Source organism: Sphingobium boeckii (genome assembly GCF_014199215.1).
Classification (GTDB): Bacteria; Pseudomonadota; Alphaproteobacteria; order Sphingomonadales; family Sphingomonadaceae; genus Sphingobium_A; species Sphingobium_A boeckii.
Genome location: NZ_JACIJC010000004.1, coordinates 274,795 through 292,365, shown reverse-complemented (window position 1 = coordinate 292,365; position 17,571 = coordinate 274,795). Strand labels below are relative to the sequence as shown.

Below are 17,571 nucleotides of genomic sequence, written 5' to 3'. Positions count from 1 at the left end.
CGGGACAAACGGCTTCGGGGCCAATCAGATCACCAAAGGCCCATGCTCGATCTTCGGCAGCACATGCCGGGCGAACAGATCGGCTTCCGCTGCATGAGGATAGCCCGACAAAATAAACGCATCGATCCCCATGTCGCGATAGCGCTCCAGCTTCGCCAGCACCTGATCGGGATCGCCCACGACCGCAGCGCCGCAGCCGGAGCGGGCGCGGCCGATGCCGGTCCATAGATTAGCCTCGGCATAACCATCATCCGACGCGCTTTCGCGCAGCGCCACCTGCGCATTGACACCGACGGAGGTCGAATCCAGCGATTTCGCCTTGATCGCCGCGCCCGTCTGCGCGTCCAGCTTGGAAAGCAAGCGCTCGGCCGCGGTCCGCGCTTCGGTCTCGGTGTCGCGCACCACGACATGCGCGCGATAGCCGAATTTCAGCGTGCGGCCGTGTTTCGCAGCACGCGCGGTCATGTCCGCGATGATCTCGCGGACGGTCTCTTCCTTGTCCGGCCACATCAGATAGACGTCGCAGCCCTTGGCGGCGGCTTCCCGCGCATCAGGGGAAAGCCCGCCGAAATAGAGCAAGGGTGCCTTGCCAGAAACCGTGCCGACGCGCGGCGGATCGAGCTTTAGCTTCCAGAATTCGCCGTCATGATCCAGGCTTTCGCCGTTCAGCATGGTCTTGAGGATCTGCATCGCTTCGAACGTGCGCGCATAGCGCGGCGCGGAGCCGAGCGTTTCGCCGGGCATTTCGGACGAGATGATGTTGACCGTCAGGCGGCCACCCAGCAACCGATCGATCGTCGCGATCTGGCGCGCAAGCTGCGGCGGCCAGGTTTCGCCGATGCGCACTGCCATCAGCAGACGCATCCGCTTGAGCATGGGTGCGATGGCCGCGGCGAAGGCGGTGGTGTCGATGCCCAGCGCATAGCCGGAAGGCAGCAGGATATTGTCAAAGCCGCCGCTTTCGGCCTGCATCACGATATCGCGGCAATGCTCCCAGCTCGATTTGAGCTTGTCATCGGGCACGCCCAGAAACTCGTAATCGTCATCGCATAGCGCGGAAAACCAGCTTATTTCGCAAGGGGCTTTCGTCATGGCAAACTCTCTCCCATCGATGCTTGGAGCACCGCATACCAATCGGCGCGGGTCCAGCGCGGTTTTGTGGCCTGCGGTATCTCGCGGATGCGGTCCGGATTCTGCGTGCCCACGATCGGGATCGGGCGGGCAGGGTGCGCCATGATCCAGCTATAGGCAGCCGCGGTGCGAGAGACCTCGTAAGCGGCCGCCTTCGCATCGAGCAGCGCGGCCACAGCCTTGCTGCGTTCGTCTGCAGGCGCGGCGAGCCGGCCGCCACCCAGCGGAGACCAGGCGAGCACCGCCATATCTTCGGCCATGGCCTGATCCATCACGCCGTCGCTAAGCGGATTCAGCTTCAACGCGGAAAATTCGGGCTGATGGCTGGCAATCGGGATCGTCAGATAGGTCGCCAGCGCCGCGGTCTGCGATACGGTGTGGTTGGAAACGCCGATCGCGGCGATCTTGCCGGCCTTATGCGCATCTTCCAGTGCGCGCGCGGCTTCCTGCGGATGGGTCAGCATATCGGGCCGGTGGATCTGCCACAATTCCACACGCTCTACGCCCATGCGGGTCAGCGAGGCGTCGATCGCACTGGTCAGATAAGCCGCGCTGGACTCATAGGGCGTGCCCATCACGATGCCGCCCTTGGTGGCCAGCACCATCCTGTCGCGTAGCGACGGCGCTTCGGCGAGCACGCGGCCCAGCAGCAATTCGGACGCGCCGAACGGCTCGCCATTATCAGGCCCGTAAATATCCGCCGTATCGAACAGGGTCACCCCCGCTTCGAACGCGGCCTCCACCTTTGCGCGCGCCGCGCGGACATCGTCCCCGGCGAAGCGCCACATGCCCCAGGCGATGGGGCTGACGGTGATGCCGCTCTTGCCGAGCGGCTGGGAGGCGAGGGGGGCGGGAAGCTCTGACATCGCTGTCATATGGCATAAACCTCATGCTTTGGGAAGGGGAATGTGCGTCCTATCAATGCCCGATGACGATGGCGTCCTCATCCTTCGGGCCATCATCCACCGCGACGATCCGGGGCAATACGAGATGGACCGCAAGCAGCGCCACCAGATAGGATCCGGCGCAGACGAACAGCATCGGCGCATAGCCCCGGCCGGTCTCAAGCGACCATCCGGCGAATTCGATCATCGCCATGCCGCTCAGATTGCCAGCAAAGGCACCAATGCCGATCGCCGAACCCACGATCCGTGCGGCGAAGATATCGGTGGTGATGCCGAACACGTTCACCGAAAATCCCTGATGCGCGAAGAGAGCGATGCCGAGGATCAATGCGGCCACCCAGGCATTGTCCGTCAGCAGCACCAAAGGCACGGGCAGGATGATCATCGCATAGATCAGCATCGTGATCTTGCGCGAGAAGTTCAGGCTGTGGCCACGGTCCATCAGCCGTGCGGGGAGATAGCCGCCGATGATCGCGCCCAATGCGGCGAGCACGTAGACCGCCGCCACGGGCAGGCCGAGTGTGCCCTGGCTGAGGCCGAACATCCGGTGAAACAGATCGGGCATGAAGAAGAGCAGGAACCACCACACTTGATCGGTGAGCGCCTTGGCCACGATGATCGCCCATTGACGGCGATCGGTGAGCAAGGATCGCCACGCGATCTTGGCGGGCCGCATCGCGCTTTCCGCGCCGGGGGCTGGCGGAATGCGGAAGGAAAGCCAGGCGACCACCCAGAGCAGGCCAAGGCCGCCTGCGAGCAGGAATGTCGCCTGCCAACCAAAGGCGATGGCGATGGCGGGAATGGCGAGCGGGGTGATGATCGCGCCCACATTGGGCGCGGTATTGCCGATGCCCAATGCGATCGTGCGCTCACGCGGCGTGAAATAGGTGGCGGCGGTTTTGACGGCTGCGGGCGTGCCGATCGATTCGGCCGCGCCCAGAATCGCGCGCGAGGCGATGAAGCCGGAGACGGTGGTGGCAAAGGCATGGGCCATGCCGGCCAGGCTCCATATGCCCACGCCCAGCGCAAAGCCCCAGCGCAGGCCGACGCGATCGATGAACCAGCCCGTGCCCAGAAACGCGAGCGCTGCGGCGAATTGGAAGGCGGATGCCATGTGGCTATAATCGCGGTCGCTCCAGTCGAACTCCGCCTGGAGCGTGGGCTTCAGAAGCGCGATGATCTGCCGGTCAACATAATTGAGGACGATCGCGACGAACACCAGCGCCACGATGATCCAACGCCTGCGATCGGCCATTTGCGCCTTGGTCATCCCTCACCCTTTGCTTTGTTATGCCGATATGATAACGCTGTCAGAGTCAAAGGAACAGCCCTAATTGTGGTCTCGGCCAAGGGATATATAAGCGGGACAGGGAGGCAAGGCCTATGAGCGAACGCGCCACATCACGGCCGCTGCCTGCGGTGGCGGATCTTTATGGCGATCTGGAAACGCCCCCCGATACTATTTGGCGGGATTATGTGCCCGGCCTGATGGTCACCGGCTTCGCCGCGCTCGCCGCCGCCTATCTTTCAGATCATTATGGCGCACCGCTGACGCTGATGGCTCTGCTGATCGGGCTGGCGCTCAACTTCCTCAATGCGGACCCCAGACTGGCGCCCGGCCTCGGTTTCGCTTCGCGCACGCTGCTGCGGATCGGCATCGTGCTGGTGGGGCTGCGCGTCACCTTCGGCCAGATGATCGATCTTGGCCCGGTGGCGCTGATCGCGATCCTGTTGATCGTCGGCCTCACGCTGGCGACGGGGGTGCTGGTCGCCCGCCTGTTCGGCTTCAGCGCGGCATTCGGCACGCTGGCGGGCGGCGCGGTGGCCATCTGCGGCGCATCGGCGGCGATGGCCATCGCAACCCTGCTTGGGGAGCGGCGGATCGGGCAGGCGCAACTCGCGCTCGTGCTGGTCGGCATCTCGGCGATGAGTTCGCTCGCCATGTTCGTCTATCCGATCATCGCGCATCAATTGAACCTGGGCGATGTGTCCGCCGGCTTCCTGATCGGCGCGGCGATCCACGATGTGGCGCAGGCGCTGGGCGCGGGTTATTCATTTTCCCAATATGCGGGCGAAACCGCGGCGATCGTGAAGCTGGCCCGCGTCGCGCTGCTGGCGCCGGTGCTGGCCATCGTCGCAATGTTCTTTCCGCAGGATGGCGTGAAGGGTGTGGGCGTCGCCGCCCTGCCGTGGTTCGTCATCGGCTTCTTCGCGCTGGCCGCGGTCAATTCGATCGGCGTGATTCCAGCGGCGGTGGCCAGCCTGGCGCAGACAGGCACGGCGGCGCTGCTCGCCTGCGCGGTCACCGCGACGGGCATCCGTTCGCCGATGAACAGTCTGCTCGGCAGCGGTGCCAAGCCCTTGCTGGTGATCATCGCGGCCACATTGGTGGCGCTGGGATTGAGCGCTCTGGCTGCGACGGTCCTGATCGAGCGCTAAAGCGAAGGGGGTGCGGTGGAGGCGCGGATGATCAGATCATGCGGAAGCTGTTTCGCCTCCACACCCTCTTCGAATTCCAGCAACAAGCCCGCGGCCGCATAGCCCAGATCGAAGGTCGGCTGGCGGATCGTGGTGAGCGGCGGCCAGACGAAACGGGCGAGATCGGTATCATCGAACCCCGCGACCGAGAGGGACTGCGGGACGGAGATGCCCAGCCGGTGCGCGGTGGCCAGCACGCCCGCCGCCATATCATCGCTGCTGGCGAAGATCGCGCTGGGGGGCGTTGGCAGCGCGAGCAGGGTTTCGGCGGCTTCTGACCCGGACTGAAAATCGAACCGGCCCTCGATCACCAGCGCGGTATCGAAGGCGAGTCCAGCGCGCTCCAGCGCCTGCCGATAGCCGCAGAGTCGCTGGCTGCTGACGGCATAATTGGGATGCCCTGCCACGAAGCCGATCCGCCGATGCCCCAGGCCGATCAGATGAGCGGTCATGTCGTCCGCCGCCTGCACATTGTCGATGAAGGTCGAAGACGTGGCGGCGGGATCGGCCCCCGGCTGCACGCGCACGAACGGGATGCCGCGCCGCTCCAGCGCGGCCAGGGCTTCGGGCACATCCCCCACCGGTGGGGTCAGGATCACGCCATCCAGATGCGATTGATCGATCAGGCTGGCGATATCGTCCAACAGCGTGGGCGAATTGACGTCGCACGGCTGCACGATCATGCGGAAGCCGGCTTCCAGGCAGCGCGTGCGCACGCCCGCCTGCATGTTGAAGATGTAATAGGGGCTGGGATTGTCGTAGATCAGGCCGATCTGGAACGAGCGCTTGCCCGCCAGCGTCCGCGCGGCGAGGCTCGGATGATAATTGAGTTTGGCCACCGCGGCCTCCACCCGGAGCCGCGTATCATCGCTGACGTATTTTTCCTTGTTCAGCACGCGGGAAACGGTCTTGATCGATACGCCCGCGGCGTCCGAAACATCCTTGATAGTCGTCCGCGTCAATTCCATGCACCCGTTGCGAAAATCCCCGCTGAAACCCTAAACGCAAATCCGGCAGTAGCGCCAGCACAGAACGCTATCGCGGGGTCAGCGTGCGCGTCATGCAGATGCTGTTGGAATCCTCGGCATAACCGTCAAAGGGCGGGCAGATCGCAAAGCCGTTGCGCAGATATAGATCGCGCGCCGGCCGGAAGGCGTCCATCGATCCCGTTTCCAGGCTCAGCCGCCCGTAGCCGCGCGCCACGGCTTGCTGGACGATATGATCGAGCATGATCTGCGCGATACCGCGGCCGCGCATCGCTTGTGCGGTGTGCATGGATTTGATCTCGCCATGATCGACTGAAATCGCCTTCAGCGCAGCGACAGCCAGGAGCGTAGGGCCGTCCCATCCTGCCCAGAAGGTGATGTCCGGCGTTTGCAGCGCTTCCAGCGACAGGGCATGGACGCTTTCGGGCGGTGATTGCGCCTGCATCGTGGCCATATGTGCGTGGAGCAGGGCGATGATCTGGGGCTGCGCGAAATCGCCGGGAAGAATCTCCATAGGCGGGAAAATCACCGGATCGCCTCGCCTTTGTCAAGCGGGAGGCAGGTGCGGGGAAGGCCGCGACTTGCCTTCCCCGTCCCGCCATCCGGGGGAGAGGCGGGAGCCCCGCTGTCGGGGAGAGAGCGGTGCCTGAAAGCGATGACGCCGCCACAAGTCTGTTCCCGCATATCAAGCGATGACGCTTGCGCGCACCGTGGAATTCGCGGCATGGATCGCGCCGTGACGCGCAGAGCGAACCCTTGACGATGACGGCGAATGGCCTGGAGGCGGTGTTTCTCGGCAATCGGGATGTGTTGCTGCGATTCCTGCGCGCGCGGGGTGGTGGCGATGCGGCTGAGGATTTGCTGCAGGAATTGTGGCTGCGCGCTTCAAGCGCGGACGCGGGGCCGATCGCCGAGCCTTTGTCCTATCTTTATCGCATCGCCAACAATCTGATGCTCGATCGACATCGATCCAGCGTGCGGGCGCAGCGACGCGATCAGGATTGGAGCGACAGCGCGGGCGGCACCGTGCCGGGCGTGTCCGACGAACCTTCAGCCGAACGGGCGCTCATCGCGCGCGAGCGACTGCGCGAAGCGGAGGCCGCGCTGGCAGCGCTGGGGGATCGGGCGGCCACGGTGTTCCGGCGATACCGCATCGAAGGCGTAAGCCAGCGCGATATCGCGGCCGATCTGGGGATCAGCCTGAGCGCGGTCGAGAAAGATCTGCAAAAGGCGTATCGTGCGATGATCGATCTCAGGAGACGTGACGATGCGGATTAGGGTGAACCGCGACGTCCTGACATTGAGGCTTATGTAAATGTCCAGACCGCACGCCAATATCGAGGAAGCCGCCATCGGATGGATCATCCGTATGCGAGACCCTGCATTTGCGGGATGGGATGCCTTCACCCTATGGCTGGAGGAAGACCCCGTGCACGCCGCCATCTACGACGAACTGGCGCTGGCTGATGCCGATGCCGCGGATGTGCTGGCAGAAACCGAGCCTGTGAAGCCCGAGCCGGTGGCACCGCCGCCACCGCCGCGCGATCCGATTCCCGCCAATGACGATAAGCCGGAACGTCCGCGTTGGGCTACGCGCCGGAGCATGGTCGGTTGGGCGATGGCCGCATCGCTACTGGGCGTCGCCAGCTATACCAGCCTGATGCCGGGATCGTCGCCTTATGCGGTGGAGACGCTGGCTGGACAGCGGCAGAGCGTGACGCTCGCCGATGGCAGCCGGATTGATCTGAATGGCGCGACCCGGCTGATGCTGGATCGGGAAAACCCGCGCTTTGCCCGGCTGGAGCGCGGCGAGGCACTGTTCAGCGTGGTGCATGACGCCCGCCGCCCCTTCACGGTGGAGACCGGCGGGGCGACCCTGGTGGACGCCGGCACCGCGTTCAACGTCATCCGGCTGGACGGGATGACCGAAGTCTCCGTATCCGAGGGCGTGGTGATCTATAATCCCAAGGTCGAGAAGGTCACTCTGGCGGCGGGAAAGGTGTTGCGCGCGCTGGACGCCGACGGGCAGATTCGCGTGGGTAATATCGACGCGGGCAGCGTGGCGGCATGGAAGCAGGGGCGGTTGATCTATGAAGGTACGCCGCTGTCCGCCGTCGCCGCCGATCTTTCGCGCAATCTGGGCTTCGGCGTCACGGCGGGCCGCGACGTTGCGGCCCGGCCTTTCAGCGGCGTGATCCAGATCGAGGGCGATCGGGAACGGGTGCGTCAGCGCGTCAGCGCGGTGCTCGGCGTTCCGGTGGATCAGGCCGGGGGCGGCTGGCGGCTGGGGGCGGATGCGGCACGCTGAACGCGCGGCTCTGATATTCCTGTTGGGCGCGGTCTCCTCCGCCGCCCATGCCGAGTCGCGCCAGCCGATCGAGCTTCCCGCCGGGCGGCTCGGCCCCGCCATCGTGGTGCTCGGGCGGCAGGCGGGGATCAGCATCGGCATTTCCGATCCCGCGCTGGCATCGCTGCCGGTGCGTCGGGTCAGCGGAAAGATCACCGTAAAGCAGGCGCTGGCCCAGCTTCTCAAAGGCAGCGATGCGCGGGCGATAAGCCTGGGCGACAATGGCTGGCGCATCGTGCGCACGCGCGCTCGCCCCGGACCGCAGCGTGCAAGTATGGCGGCGGCGCTGCCAGTCGCGCCCGATGACGCGCCGGAAGCGGAAATCGTGGTCACGGGCAGCAAGCGTGCCATGCCGCTCGCCGGCTATCCCGGCAGTGTCTCGGTAATGACGATGGCGGATTTCCCGGCGGGCGCTGATGGCGCCGGCACGGACGCCATCGCGTCCCGATTGCCCGGCGTCAATTCCACGCATCTCGGCTCCGGGCGCAACAAATTGTTCATGCGCGGCATTGCGGATTCGAGCTTCAACGGGCCGACCCAGGCCACGGTGGGCCAGTATCTGGGGGAAACGCGGCTCAATTATAACGCCCCCGATCCCGATCTCCGGCTCTATGACATCGCCACGATCGAAGTGCTGCAGGGGCCGCAAGGCACGCTGCATGGCGCTGGATCGCTCGGCGGCGTGCTGCGCATCCTGCCGGTGTCACCCCGCATGGGGGCGACGCAGGCGAGCCTCGCGCTCTCGGGTGGATCCACCGCGCATGGCGGGCCGAGTTATGATGGCAGCGCGATGATCAACCTGCCCGTGCTGGGGGATAAGGTGGCGCTCCGCGCGGTCGGCTATGCCGTGCGCGATGGCGGTTATATCGACGATAGCCTGCGCGATCTGCAGGACGTGAACCGCACGGATACCTATGGCGGCCGCCTGGCCTTGCGCGCCGAGCCGGGGTCGGGCTGGACGATCGAACTGGGCGGCGCGCTGCAATCGATCCGCGGGGACGATAGCCAATCGGCCAATCGCGATCTGCCTGATCTCACCAAGGCCAGCCCGGTGGCGCAGGCTTTCGCCAATGATTATGCGCTGGGCCAGATCGTGATCCGCAAGGATTGGGATAATGGCCTGAGCTTCGTATCGGCCTCAGGCGCGGTGCGGCAGGATATTTCCGAAACCTATGATGCCACGCCGGAAGGCGGCGCGCCCGCACTCTTCCGCCAGAAGAGCCGCATCTCGCTGCTCTCCAGCGAAAACCGGTTGTCCCATGATGGCGGCGGGTCTGTAAGCTGGGTGGTCGGCACCAGTCTGGTGCGCAATCGCTATCGGCTGAACCGGCTTGCGGGTCAGGTTTCGTTCGCGCGCGCGGTCACCGGCGTGTCGAACGGTGTGGACGAGGCGACGCTGTTCGGGGAAATGACGTTGCGGGTGGCCCCGGCGGTGAACCTCACGGGCGGCGGGCGGCTGACCTATGCGCGGCTCTCCGGCGAGGCGCTGGATACGCCCGTGGCAGTGGCGCTGGCCACGCGGATGCAGGCGCAACGCGGCGAAACGACCGTGCTGCCCTCGCTCGCGATCAGCTATGCGCCGCATCACGCTCTCACGTTGTTCGCCCGCTATCAGGAGGGTTTCAGGCCGGGCGGGATCGCGGTGCGCAACGAGATCGTCCAGCGCTATCAGAATGACGATGTGTCTTCCGCCGAGCTGGGCCTGCGCTACGGCGGCCGGGGCGATACCGGCTTCGACGCCGCCATCTCCCTCGTCCACACGCGCTGGCGTGATATCCAGGCGGATCTGATCGACGGCTTCGGGCTGCCCGGAACCGCCAATATCGGCGATGGCCGCATCTGGTCGGTCGATGCGGCTCTGGGCTGGCGGCCCGTGCCGGGCTTGCGGATCGAAGCGGCGGGCGTGTTTGCGGATAGCCGGCTCACCAGCCCGCAGGTGAATGTGGTCGTTTTGCGGTCAAGCCTGGCTGCGGGCGCGCCGATCTCGGCCGACGCCGTGATTGCGGAGAGCAATGCCCTGCCCAATGTGGCGCGCTTCAATGGCCGGATCGGCGCTGAATATGCCACGATTCTGGGGGGCGATTATGATTTCCGGCTGTCCGGCTGGGCGCGTTATGTCGGCCGGTCGCGGCTCGGCATCGGCCCCGTTCTGGGCGTAGCGCAAGGCGATTTTCTCGATACCGCGATGAGCGTGCGGATCGGGCGGGGCGGCTATGGCCTGTTCCTCAGCGCCACCAATCTGCTCGACACGATCGGCAACCGCTTTTCGCTCGGATCGCCCTTCACATTGCCTCACGAATCCCAGATCACCCCGCTGCGGCCGCGCACGATCCGCATCGGTATGGACGTGCGTTTCTAGGTTCTAGATCTCCGGACCCGTTCGGGCTGAGCCTGTCGAAGCCTCTTCCTCCCTCTGCGCCGAAGCCAAGCAGACCCTTCGACAAGCTCAGGGCAAGCGTTGCGGGAGAAAAATCGATTTTTGTATGCGGGTCCGCATCCGCCGCGCCGTCTGGTTGAGCATAGGCGATCCTTCGCCAGCCCAACACCGGAGTTCCGATGCGCAACCTTCTTGCCTGCACCTGCCTGACCCCCATCGCATTGCTTGCCCTTCCGCTGCACGCGGAAACCGTGGTCAGCACGGCGCGCACCACCCCCATCGCCACCGCGACCGCCAATAACGGCGCGGCGGACACCATTCGTATCGCGGCGGCCGGATCGGTAGCCACCACCACCAGCGGCGTCGCCGTCACGATGAACAGCAATCACAATGTGACCAACGAAGGTACCGTCCAGATCACCGGCGCGAACGATGCGAGCGCGATCCAGGCCAATGCCGGCACGGCTGGCACGATCGCCAACAGCGGCAAGATCATCGTCGACGAAAATTATACGCCCACCGATACGGACAAGGATGGCGATCTTGATGGTCCGTTCGCGCAGGGCGCACGCCGCTATGGCATCCGCACGCTGGACGGCTTCACGGGCAATGTGATCAACAGCGGCAGCATCGTGATCGAAGGCAATGACAGCGCGGGCATTGCGCTCGGCGGCCCGCTGGCCGGATCGCTCAATCATAGCGGCACGATCACCGTGACGGGTGACAACAGCGTGGGCATCCGCGCCGGTGCCGTCAGTGGCGATGTGAAATTGAACGGCGGCGCGATTGCCGTGCAGGGGGGCAACGCCGTGGGCGTCGCGCTTCAGGGCGATATCGGCGGCGCTTTGCTGATCCAGAGCGCCATCACCGCCACCGGTTATCGCTCCACCACGGCCCCGGCCGATGTGAGCAAGCTGGATGCCGATGATCTGCTGCAGGGCGGTCCGGCGCTGATCGTGTCCGGCAGTGTCGCGGGCGGCATCCTGTTCGATGTGCCGCCCAAGGATGCCAGCACGACGGACAAGGATGAAGATAAGGACGGCATTGAAGACGCCAAGGAAGGCAGTGCCGCTGTCGTCTCTTATGGTGCAGCCCCCGCGGTCCAGATCGGCGCGGCCACCGGCCCGGTCGCGATCGGCGCAGTCGCCGGAACGGCGGCGGGCGGCCATGGCATCGTGATCAACGGCACGATCGGCGGCAACGGCGTTTACAAGGATGTGCAGGCCAATGGCATCGTGATCGGCGGCCTGGGTGGCACGGTTACCGTCGCAGGCGGGATGACCGTCAACGGCACGGTGGTGGCGGTGTCGACCGGCGGCAATGCGACCGCGGTGCGGATCGGCAATGGGGCCAGCGTGCCGATCATCAAGAATGCCGGCACGATCTCCGCGCAGGGCGGCAGCGCAGCCGCCTCGCTCGTCAGCGCGCTCTCGATCGATGCAGGCGCGAACGTCACGTCGCTCAGCAACAGCGGCAAGATCACAGCCGCAGCCGCTGTGGACGGATCGGCGGTGGCAGTCATCGACAGGGCCGGAACGGTCGGCCTGATCGAGAATAGCGGCGCGATCTCGGCCACCAGCGCGAAACCCGGCGTGGACAAGGCCGTGGCGATCAATGTGTCCGCCAACGGAAACGGCGTTACCGTGCGCCAGCCCGCAGTGGCGGCGACGGCGGCGGCTCCCGCCATTGTCGGTGACGTGCTGTTCGGATCGGGCAATGATCTGTTCGATATCGCCGATGGCACGGTGACCGGCGCGGCCCGGTTCGGCGCGGGTACCAACACGCTGAAGCTGGGCGGCGATGCGGTCTATCTGGGCGATGTGAGCTTCGGCGGCGGCAATGATGCCGTAGCGCTGGCGGGCGCCACCAAGCTGACCGGCACGATCGATTTCGGCGGCGGCAGCGATAGCCTGACGCTGGGCGGCACATCGGTATTCACCGGCAGGCTGGTGAACAGCACCAATCTCAACGCCAATCTCACGGGCGGCAAATTGCTGGTCACCGGCACGGGGCCGGTGGCGCTCAACACGCTCGCGCTTTCGGGCGGCAGCGGAATCGGGGTGAACATCGCGGGAGACGTGAACAATTTCACGCAATATCTGGTGGGCGGCGCGGCCAATTTCGCGACCGGATCCAAGATCATCGTTTCGATCGATACGGTCAGCAATGCCGTGGGCGATTATCTGATCGTGAAATCGGGCTCCATGGCCGGCGGCGCGAACCTCACCTCCGATGCCGTGGCGCTGCCCTTCATGTTCAAGAGCAGCGTCGCCGCCAATGATGCGGCGGGCGAAGTGAAGCTCTCCATCGCGCGCAAATCGAGCACGGAGCTTGGCCTCAATCGTTCGCAGGGTGCCGCCTATAATGCGATCTTCACGGCCATCGGCAAGGACGCCGCGATCGAAGACAGCTATCTGGCGATACAGGATGGCGGCGATTTCCGCTCCAGCCTGCGGCAGATGCTGCCCGATCATGCGGGCGGCGCTTTCGAAACGGTCACTCAGGCGTCACGGGCCACGGCGCGCTTCCTGGCGGATCCCAATGCGCCCTTTGCCGATCAGGGGCATTGGGGCTTCTGGCTGCAACAGGTGGCCTGGGGCACGTCCAAATCGCTTGGCGACACTGCGGCCTATGATATCACGGGTTGGGGCGCATCGGGTGGCGCTGAAATCAAGACGGACGGCCTGGGCAATCTCGGCCTGTCGCTGGCCTATCTGGCGGGCAGCGATGCCGATGGCGGCACCAATAATGAGGTCAATACCAACCAGTTCGAGCTCGCGGCTTACTGGCGGGGGCATTGGGGCGGCCTGAATGCGAACGCGCGCGCCTCGGCGGCCCGCATCGGCTTTGATGGCACACGCATCTTCAATGGTTCGGCCGGCGGCGCAGAGGTTGAACGCCAGGCGGACGGCGAATGGGACGGCACCTTGTTCGGCGCATCGGCCGGGCTTTCCTATGAAGTGAGACTGGGCAAGCGATTCAGTCTGCGGCCGACCGCGGCGATCGATTATTATCGTCTGAAGGAAGATGGCTATGCCGAAACCGGCGGCGGCGATGCGTTCAACCTGATCGTGGACGGCCGCACCAGCGACGAACTGGCGGCCACGGGGACGATGGTCGCTGGCTATGATTTCGGCAGCCTGGAGCGTGATGCCGGCTGGATGCGTGCTGAAATCGAAGGCGGCCGTCGCCAGCTTATCGGCGGTTCGCTCGGTTGGACCACCGCACGTTTCAAGGATGGCGCTGATTTCACGCTGCTTCCCGAAGACCGCACCAATGGCTGGGTCGGCAAACTGCGCGTCGTGGGTGGCACTCCGGGCTTCTCGCTGGGCGGCGAATTCAGCGCCGAAGAACAGCAGGGCCGCGCCGCCGTCGCCTTCCGCGTTTCACTGAACGTCGGCCTCTAAGGCGGGATGTGAAATGCGGCGGCTGTCAGCCGCTGGATCGGGTAGCGTATCGATCCGGCGGCTGATCTAGGTCGCCGCGCTAGAGCGTGATGGACATTGCATGGCTCCGTCATTGCGAGGAGCGCAGCGACGCGGCAATCCAACGTGGCATAAGCCGCTCTGGATCGCTTCGCTACGCTCGCAATGACGGGTTGGATCGACCTGAAGTCATCGCGCTCTAAACCGTTTGTCCCGAGCGAAGGCTCCCCTGAGCAAAGTCGAAGGGTCGAGGGGCGCGAGAACCGGTGCAGCGTCTCTCGATCGTGCTCGGACAAACGGCGCTGTCGATGCCTCCAGTCCGCTTCAGATGCCGGAAAACAGCGCTCGCAATTCGGGCTCGGCATCGGCCAGCAATGCGGAGGCGAGTGCCGCGATCGGCGCATGATCGCCCACCGCCGCCGTTGTTTCCCCGGCGCGGTGGAGGCGGCCGTCCATGGACAGGATTTCGGCGCGGAGAAATACGCTGTCGCCCTCGCGCACCGCCAGTGCGGCCATGGGGGAGCGGCAATCCGCGCCCAGATGCGCCAGCAATGCGCGTTCCGTCAGCACGCACAGATGCGTGTCATGATGATCGATCGCGGCCAGCGCTGCGCGCAGGTCATCGCGCGTGCCCAGGCATTCGATGCCGACCGCACCCTGCGCAGGGGCGGGCAGCATGATGTCCGTCGCGATGGCATGGCCGATCTCAGGCCGGCCCAGCCGGTCCAGCCCCGCCGCCGCCAGCAAGGTCGCATCCGCTTCGCCCAGATTGAGGCGCGAAAGGCGGGTATCCACATTCCCGCGAAACATCACGATCTCCAGATCGGCGCGCAGCCGCAAAAGCTGGGCGGACCGGCGCGGAGAACTGGTGCCCACGCGCGCGCCGCGGGGCAGCGCCGCAACGGAGTCCGCCCCGATCAGCCGGTCCCGCATGTCCGCGCGCTCCAGCATCGCGGCGATCACGATCGCTTCGGGGCGGATCGTCTCCACATCCTTCATCGAATGCACGGCGAAATCGATCGCGCCTTCGCCCAGCGCGTGATCCAGTTCCTTGGTCCACAGCGCCTTGCCGCCCAGTTCCGACAGCGGACGATCCTGTACGCGATCCCCCGTGGTCTTCACGGGCACGATGGTGATCGCATCCTCGCCCCAGCCATGCGCTGCCATCAGCGCGCGGCGCACCATATGGGCCTGGGTAAGCGCCAGCGGAGAGCCGCGGGTGCCAAGTTTCAAGGGAAGCGGGGGAGGGGCCATCGCCGCCCTGTAAAGGTCTTGCAGCGCAGGGAAAAGGGGCATTGCGATGATGTCATGCAATTGTCCGCCCCGACTTTCAGTGTATATCCGGCGGGTCGAAGCGAAGACGTGTGCAGAGGAAGATATATGAGGGCATTTTTCACGGTGGCCGGGCTGGCCTTGGTGCTGGCGGGTTGCTCCGGGGCCAAGCCTGAAGAGAGTGGTGCGAGCGAACAGGCGGCAGCGCCCGAAGTGTCCGCCGCGCCTGTCGCCTATGCCTCGCTCACCGGCGACGCCGCCAAGGGCGAAAAGCTGTTCATGCAGTGCAAGGCCTGCCACGCGATCGAGCCGGGCAAGAATATCATCGGCCCGTCGCTGCATGGCGTGGTCGGCCGCACCGCGGGACAGGTGCCCGGCTTCAACTATTCGCCCGCGAACAAGGCCAGCGGCGAAGTGTGGAGCGAAGACCATCTCTACGCCTTCATAGAAGCGCCGCAAAAGGTGATCCCCGGCACGCGCATGGCCTATTTCGGAATGCGCAAGCCGCAGGACCGCGCCGATCTGATCGCCTATCTGAAAACGGTGAAGTGATGACGGACGGTCGTATAGAAGCGCATGTTCAGGAGACTGGCGAGAGCGATTTTGCCGTGCGCATCCAGGTTTCCGGTCACGAGATATTGGGCGATGAACCCGAAGCGGCGGGCGGCAAGGATCTGGGGCCGGCGCCCTATGATCTGTTGCTGGCGGCGCTGGGGGAATGCACTGCGATGACGGTGCGTTTTTACGCCAAGCAGCAGGGTTGGCCGCTCGAGGAGGTCGAAGTGGGCCTCACCCATCGCAAGGGCGGGATCGAAGGCAAGCCGGCCTATACCGATGTGTTTACCAAGACGGTGCGGATCCATGGCCCGGCGCTTTCGGATGCGCAGCGGGAAAAGCTGCTTTCCGTCGCTTCGCGCTGTCCCGTGCAACGGACGCTGGAGGGCAATCCGGTGATTGCGACCGTGCCGGCGGCTTGACCTGTAACCCCTTGTGCCGAGCGCAGTCGAGGGACGTGGGAACCGTCACCAACTGCGCTCGGGACAAACGCCGTTATAGCGCAAGCCTAGGCCAATCGTTCCGGCACCGCCATCGCATCCTCGTGCAAGACGGCATCCGCTGCCATCGCTTCCCAGGGGAATACGAACCAGTCCTTGCTGGTATGCCGGTCGATCGTGCGGGAGCAGTAATCGACCTTGGCGGGGGAGCGGATATTGTTGAGCAGGACCGCGAAACGGACATTCTCCGAAACGCCGCCCGCGCCGTCCATTGCTTCGCGCAGATAGCGGATCGTCTTCCCCGAATCGTTGATGTCATCCACCACCAGCAGCCTCTTGCCCTCGCCCGATTGGCGCGCGAGTTCGGCGAGGAGCCGATCGCCAAAACCATAGATCTTGGCCGAATGATCGACTGACAGCAGGTTGATGCCGGTGGCGTGGGAGAGATAGGCACCGGGCACAAGTCCGCCGCGGCCGATGCCGATCAGGAAATCGGGTGCCCAGCCATCGGCCTTCACCGCGGCCGCGATCACGCGAACGTCCTTGACGAAATCTTCATAGGGAATCGGGGTCAGCAGGGGCTTGTCGCTCATGCCGCGGCCTCCGCTACATAGGTTTCCAGTGCCGCCAGATGCCGGGCGATTTCTTCGGGAGGCAGGAAGGATCCTGTGAAACTGTTGCGCGCCAGCGTCGCGAAATCGGCCCGGCCAAGCGACGTGCTGGCGGCCAACGCGCGATAATTGTCATTCACATAGCCGCCGAAATAAGCGGGGTCGTCCGAATTGATCGTGGCTTTCAGGCCAAGCGCCAACATGCGCGGGATCGGGTGGGCGGCCATGTCATTCACCACGCAGAGCTTCAGGTTGGAAAGCGGGCACACGGTCAGGGTCATCCCCGCACGCGCCAGCCGATCCACCAGCGCCGGATCTTCCAGTGCGCGATTGCCATGATCCAGCCGGTCGATCCCGAGCAGATCGAGCGCCTCGGTCACATAGGCCGGCGGCCCTTCTTCTCCGGCATGGGCCACACGGCGCAATCCCTGGTCAGCCGCTGCCGCAAACACGCGTGCGAATTTCGAGGGCGGATTGCCGATCTCGCCCGAATCGAGGCCCACGCCCGCGATCCTGTCCAGCCACGGCTTCGCCTGCGCCAGCGTGGCAAAGGCGGCTTCCTCGTCCAGATGGCGCAGAAAACAGAGGATCAGCCGCGATGTGATCCCGAAATCGCGCTGTGCATCATCCATCCCGGCGAACAAGCCGCGCGCAACCGTCTCGAAAGCGATGCCGCGATCGGTATGCGTCTGTGGATCGAAAAAGATTTCCGCATGGCGAACCGCGTCGGCGTGCGCGCGGGTGAAATAGGCATAGGCCAGATCGCGGAAATCCTGCTCGGTCTGCAGCACTGCCGCGCCCTGATAATAGATGTCGAGAAAATCCTGGAGCCGCGAAAAGCTGTAGGCCGCGCGGATATCCTCCACGCTGTCGAACGGGATGACCACGCCGTTGCGTTTGGCGAAAGCGAACATCTGTTCGGGTTCCAAACTGCCCTCGATATGGAGGTGCAGTTCAGCCTTGGGCAATCCGGTAATAAAGGCATCAAGATCGGCCATGGAGGCTCCCGTGCAGGTGATTCTATTTCGGCGGTGATAGCCGCGT

The 17,571-nt window shown here is 64.8% G+C and carries 15 protein-coding genes; 7 read left to right on the top strand and 8 right to left on the bottom strand.

The annotated features are described in order from the left end of the window. Positions 1-24 precede the first annotated feature (24 nt). The 3 genes from FHS49_RS12945 to FHS49_RS12935 are packed head-to-tail and all read right to left on the bottom strand — an operon-like array spanning position 25 to position 3,306. The gene (locus FHS49_RS12945; protein WP_184019185.1) at positions 25-1,092 is read right to left on the bottom strand and encodes an LLM class flavin-dependent oxidoreductase; all 1,068 of its coding nucleotides are present in this window, start codon (positions 1,090-1,092) and stop codon (positions 25-27) included. Beyond that, positions 1,089-1,997, bottom strand: coding sequence for an aldo/keto reductase (locus FHS49_RS12940; RefSeq protein ID WP_184019183.1), 909 nt, complete (start codon positions 1,995-1,997; stop codon positions 1,089-1,091). Before FHS49_RS12940 ends, FHS49_RS12945 begins: the two co-directional genes overlap by 4 nt. Positions 1,998-2,049: 52 nt before the next feature. Next, positions 2,050-3,306 (bottom strand): MFS transporter, encoded by a 1,257-nt coding sequence (locus FHS49_RS12935; protein ID WP_246350683.1) that lies wholly within the window; start codon positions 3,304-3,306, stop codon positions 2,050-2,052. Positions 3,307-3,419: 113 nt separating this feature from the next. On the opposite strand from FHS49_RS12935, the gene FHS49_RS12930 reads away from it, so the two are divergent. Continuing rightward, the gene (locus FHS49_RS12930) at positions 3,420-4,475 is read left to right on the top strand and encodes a YeiH family protein (protein WP_184019181.1); all 1,056 of its coding nucleotides are present in this window, start codon (positions 3,420-3,422) and stop codon (positions 4,473-4,475) included. Here the strand turns inward: FHS49_RS12930 and FHS49_RS12925 are convergent. Both FHS49_RS12925 and FHS49_RS12920 read right to left on the bottom strand, forming a co-directional pair. Next, positions 4,472-5,482 carry a LacI family DNA-binding transcriptional regulator gene (locus tag FHS49_RS12925; protein WP_184019179.1) on the bottom strand — a complete coding sequence of 337 codons (1,011 nt, stop codon included), beginning with the start codon at positions 5,480-5,482 and terminating at the stop codon, positions 4,472-4,474. The genes FHS49_RS12930 and FHS49_RS12925 overlap by 4 nt on opposite strands. A 67-nt stretch (positions 5,483-5,549) precedes the next feature. Further along, on the bottom strand, positions 5,550-6,014 hold the full coding sequence (locus tag FHS49_RS12920; RefSeq protein WP_184019177.1) for a GNAT family N-acetyltransferase: 465 nt from the start codon (positions 6,012-6,014) through the stop codon (positions 5,550-5,552). A gap of 248 nt (positions 6,015-6,262) precedes the next feature. On the opposite strand from FHS49_RS12920, the gene FHS49_RS12915 reads away from it, so the two are divergent. The 4 genes from FHS49_RS12915 (at position 6,263) to FHS49_RS12900 (ending at position 13,631) form a co-directional block, all read left to right on the top strand. Next, positions 6,263-6,778 (top strand): RNA polymerase sigma factor, encoded by a 516-nt coding sequence (locus FHS49_RS12915; RefSeq protein WP_184019175.1) that lies wholly within the window; start codon positions 6,263-6,265, stop codon positions 6,776-6,778. 37 nt (positions 6,779-6,815) lie between these two features. Beyond that, positions 6,816-7,808 carry a FecR family protein gene (locus FHS49_RS12910; RefSeq protein WP_184019172.1) on the top strand — a complete coding sequence of 331 codons (993 nt, stop codon included), beginning with the start codon at positions 6,816-6,818 and terminating at the stop codon, positions 7,806-7,808. Further along, positions 7,795-10,206, top strand: a complete 2,412-nt coding sequence (locus FHS49_RS12905) for a TonB-dependent receptor (RefSeq protein WP_184019170.1) — start codon at positions 7,795-7,797, stop codon at positions 10,204-10,206. Before FHS49_RS12910 ends, FHS49_RS12905 begins: the two co-directional genes overlap by 14 nt. 197 nt (positions 10,207-10,403) lie before the next feature. Further along, complete coding sequence (locus FHS49_RS12900) at positions 10,404-13,631, top strand: autotransporter outer membrane beta-barrel domain-containing protein (RefSeq protein WP_184019168.1); 3,228 nt, start codon at positions 10,404-10,406, stop codon at positions 13,629-13,631. A gap of 342 nt (positions 13,632-13,973) precedes the next feature. Here FHS49_RS12900 and hemC read toward each other — a convergent pair whose 3' ends face one another. After that, positions 13,974-14,903 carry a hydroxymethylbilane synthase gene (gene hemC, locus FHS49_RS12895; protein WP_184019819.1) on the bottom strand — a complete coding sequence of 310 codons (930 nt, stop codon included), beginning with the start codon at positions 14,901-14,903 and terminating at the stop codon, positions 13,974-13,976. Between the two features lie 126 nt (positions 14,904-15,029). On the opposite strand from hemC, the gene FHS49_RS12890 reads away from it, so the two are divergent. Then, entirely contained in the window at positions 15,030-15,473 is a 444-nt protein-coding gene (locus FHS49_RS12890) for a c-type cytochrome (protein ID WP_184019160.1), read from the top strand. Further along, positions 15,473-15,898, top strand: coding sequence for an OsmC family protein (locus tag FHS49_RS12885; RefSeq protein ID WP_184019158.1), 426 nt, complete (start codon positions 15,473-15,475; stop codon positions 15,896-15,898). Before FHS49_RS12890 ends, FHS49_RS12885 begins: the two co-directional genes overlap by 1 nt. An 86-nt stretch (positions 15,899-15,984) precedes the next feature. Here the strand turns inward: FHS49_RS12885 and FHS49_RS12880 are convergent, their stop codons facing one another. Both FHS49_RS12880 and FHS49_RS12875 read right to left on the bottom strand, forming a co-directional pair. Then, entirely contained in the window at positions 15,985-16,509 is a 525-nt protein-coding gene (locus FHS49_RS12880) for a phosphoribosyltransferase (protein WP_184019156.1), read from the bottom strand. Beyond that, entirely contained in the window at positions 16,506-17,525 is a 1,020-nt protein-coding gene (locus FHS49_RS12875; protein ID WP_184019154.1) for an adenosine deaminase, read from the bottom strand. The genes FHS49_RS12880 and FHS49_RS12875 overlap by 4 nt, the downstream gene beginning before the upstream one ends. Positions 17,526-17,571 lie beyond the last annotated feature (46 nt).

What these genes read in the sequence shown, in the direction of transcription:
- hemC (WP_184019819.1), bottom strand. Translation starts at nt 14,903, where the DNA reads ATGGCCCCTCCCCCGCTTCCCTTGAAACTTGGCACCCGCGGCTCTCCG.
- FHS49_RS12890 (WP_184019160.1), top strand. Translation starts at nt 15,030, where the DNA reads ATGAGGGCATTTTTCACGGTGGCCGGGCTGGCCTTGGTGCTGGCGGGT.
- FHS49_RS12920 (WP_184019177.1), bottom strand. Translation starts at nt 6,014, where the DNA reads ATGGAGATTCTTCCCGGCGATTTCGCGCAGCCCCAGATCATCGCCCTG.
- FHS49_RS12935 (WP_246350683.1), bottom strand. Translation starts at nt 3,306, where the DNA reads ATGACCAAGGCGCAAATGGCCGATCGCAGGCGTTGGATCATCGTGGCG.
- FHS49_RS12875 (WP_184019154.1), bottom strand. Translation starts at nt 17,525, where the DNA reads ATGGCCGATCTTGATGCCTTTATTACCGGATTGCCCAAGGCTGAACTG.
- FHS49_RS12930 (WP_184019181.1), top strand. Translation starts at nt 3,420, where the DNA reads ATGAGCGAACGCGCCACATCACGGCCGCTGCCTGCGGTGGCGGATCTT.
- FHS49_RS12910 (WP_184019172.1), top strand. Translation starts at nt 6,816, where the DNA reads ATGTCCAGACCGCACGCCAATATCGAGGAAGCCGCCATCGGATGGATC.
- FHS49_RS12940 (WP_184019183.1), bottom strand. Translation starts at nt 1,997, where the DNA reads ATGTCAGAGCTTCCCGCCCCCCTCGCCTCCCAGCCGCTCGGCAAGAGC.
- FHS49_RS12880 (WP_184019156.1), bottom strand. Translation starts at nt 16,509, where the DNA reads ATGAGCGACAAGCCCCTGCTGACCCCGATTCCCTATGAAGATTTCGTC.
- FHS49_RS12905 (WP_184019170.1), top strand. Translation starts at nt 7,795, where the DNA reads ATGCGGCACGCTGAACGCGCGGCTCTGATATTCCTGTTGGGCGCGGTC.
- FHS49_RS12900 (WP_184019168.1), top strand. Translation starts at nt 10,404, where the DNA reads ATGCGCAACCTTCTTGCCTGCACCTGCCTGACCCCCATCGCATTGCTT.
- FHS49_RS12945 (WP_184019185.1), bottom strand. Translation starts at nt 1,092, where the DNA reads ATGACGAAAGCCCCTTGCGAAATAAGCTGGTTTTCCGCGCTATGCGAT.
- FHS49_RS12885 (WP_184019158.1), top strand. Translation starts at nt 15,473, where the DNA reads ATGACGGACGGTCGTATAGAAGCGCATGTTCAGGAGACTGGCGAGAGC.
- FHS49_RS12915 (WP_184019175.1), top strand. Translation starts at nt 6,263, where the DNA reads ATGACGGCGAATGGCCTGGAGGCGGTGTTTCTCGGCAATCGGGATGTG.
- FHS49_RS12925 (WP_184019179.1), bottom strand. Translation starts at nt 5,482, where the DNA reads ATGGAATTGACGCGGACGACTATCAAGGATGTTTCGGACGCCGCGGGC.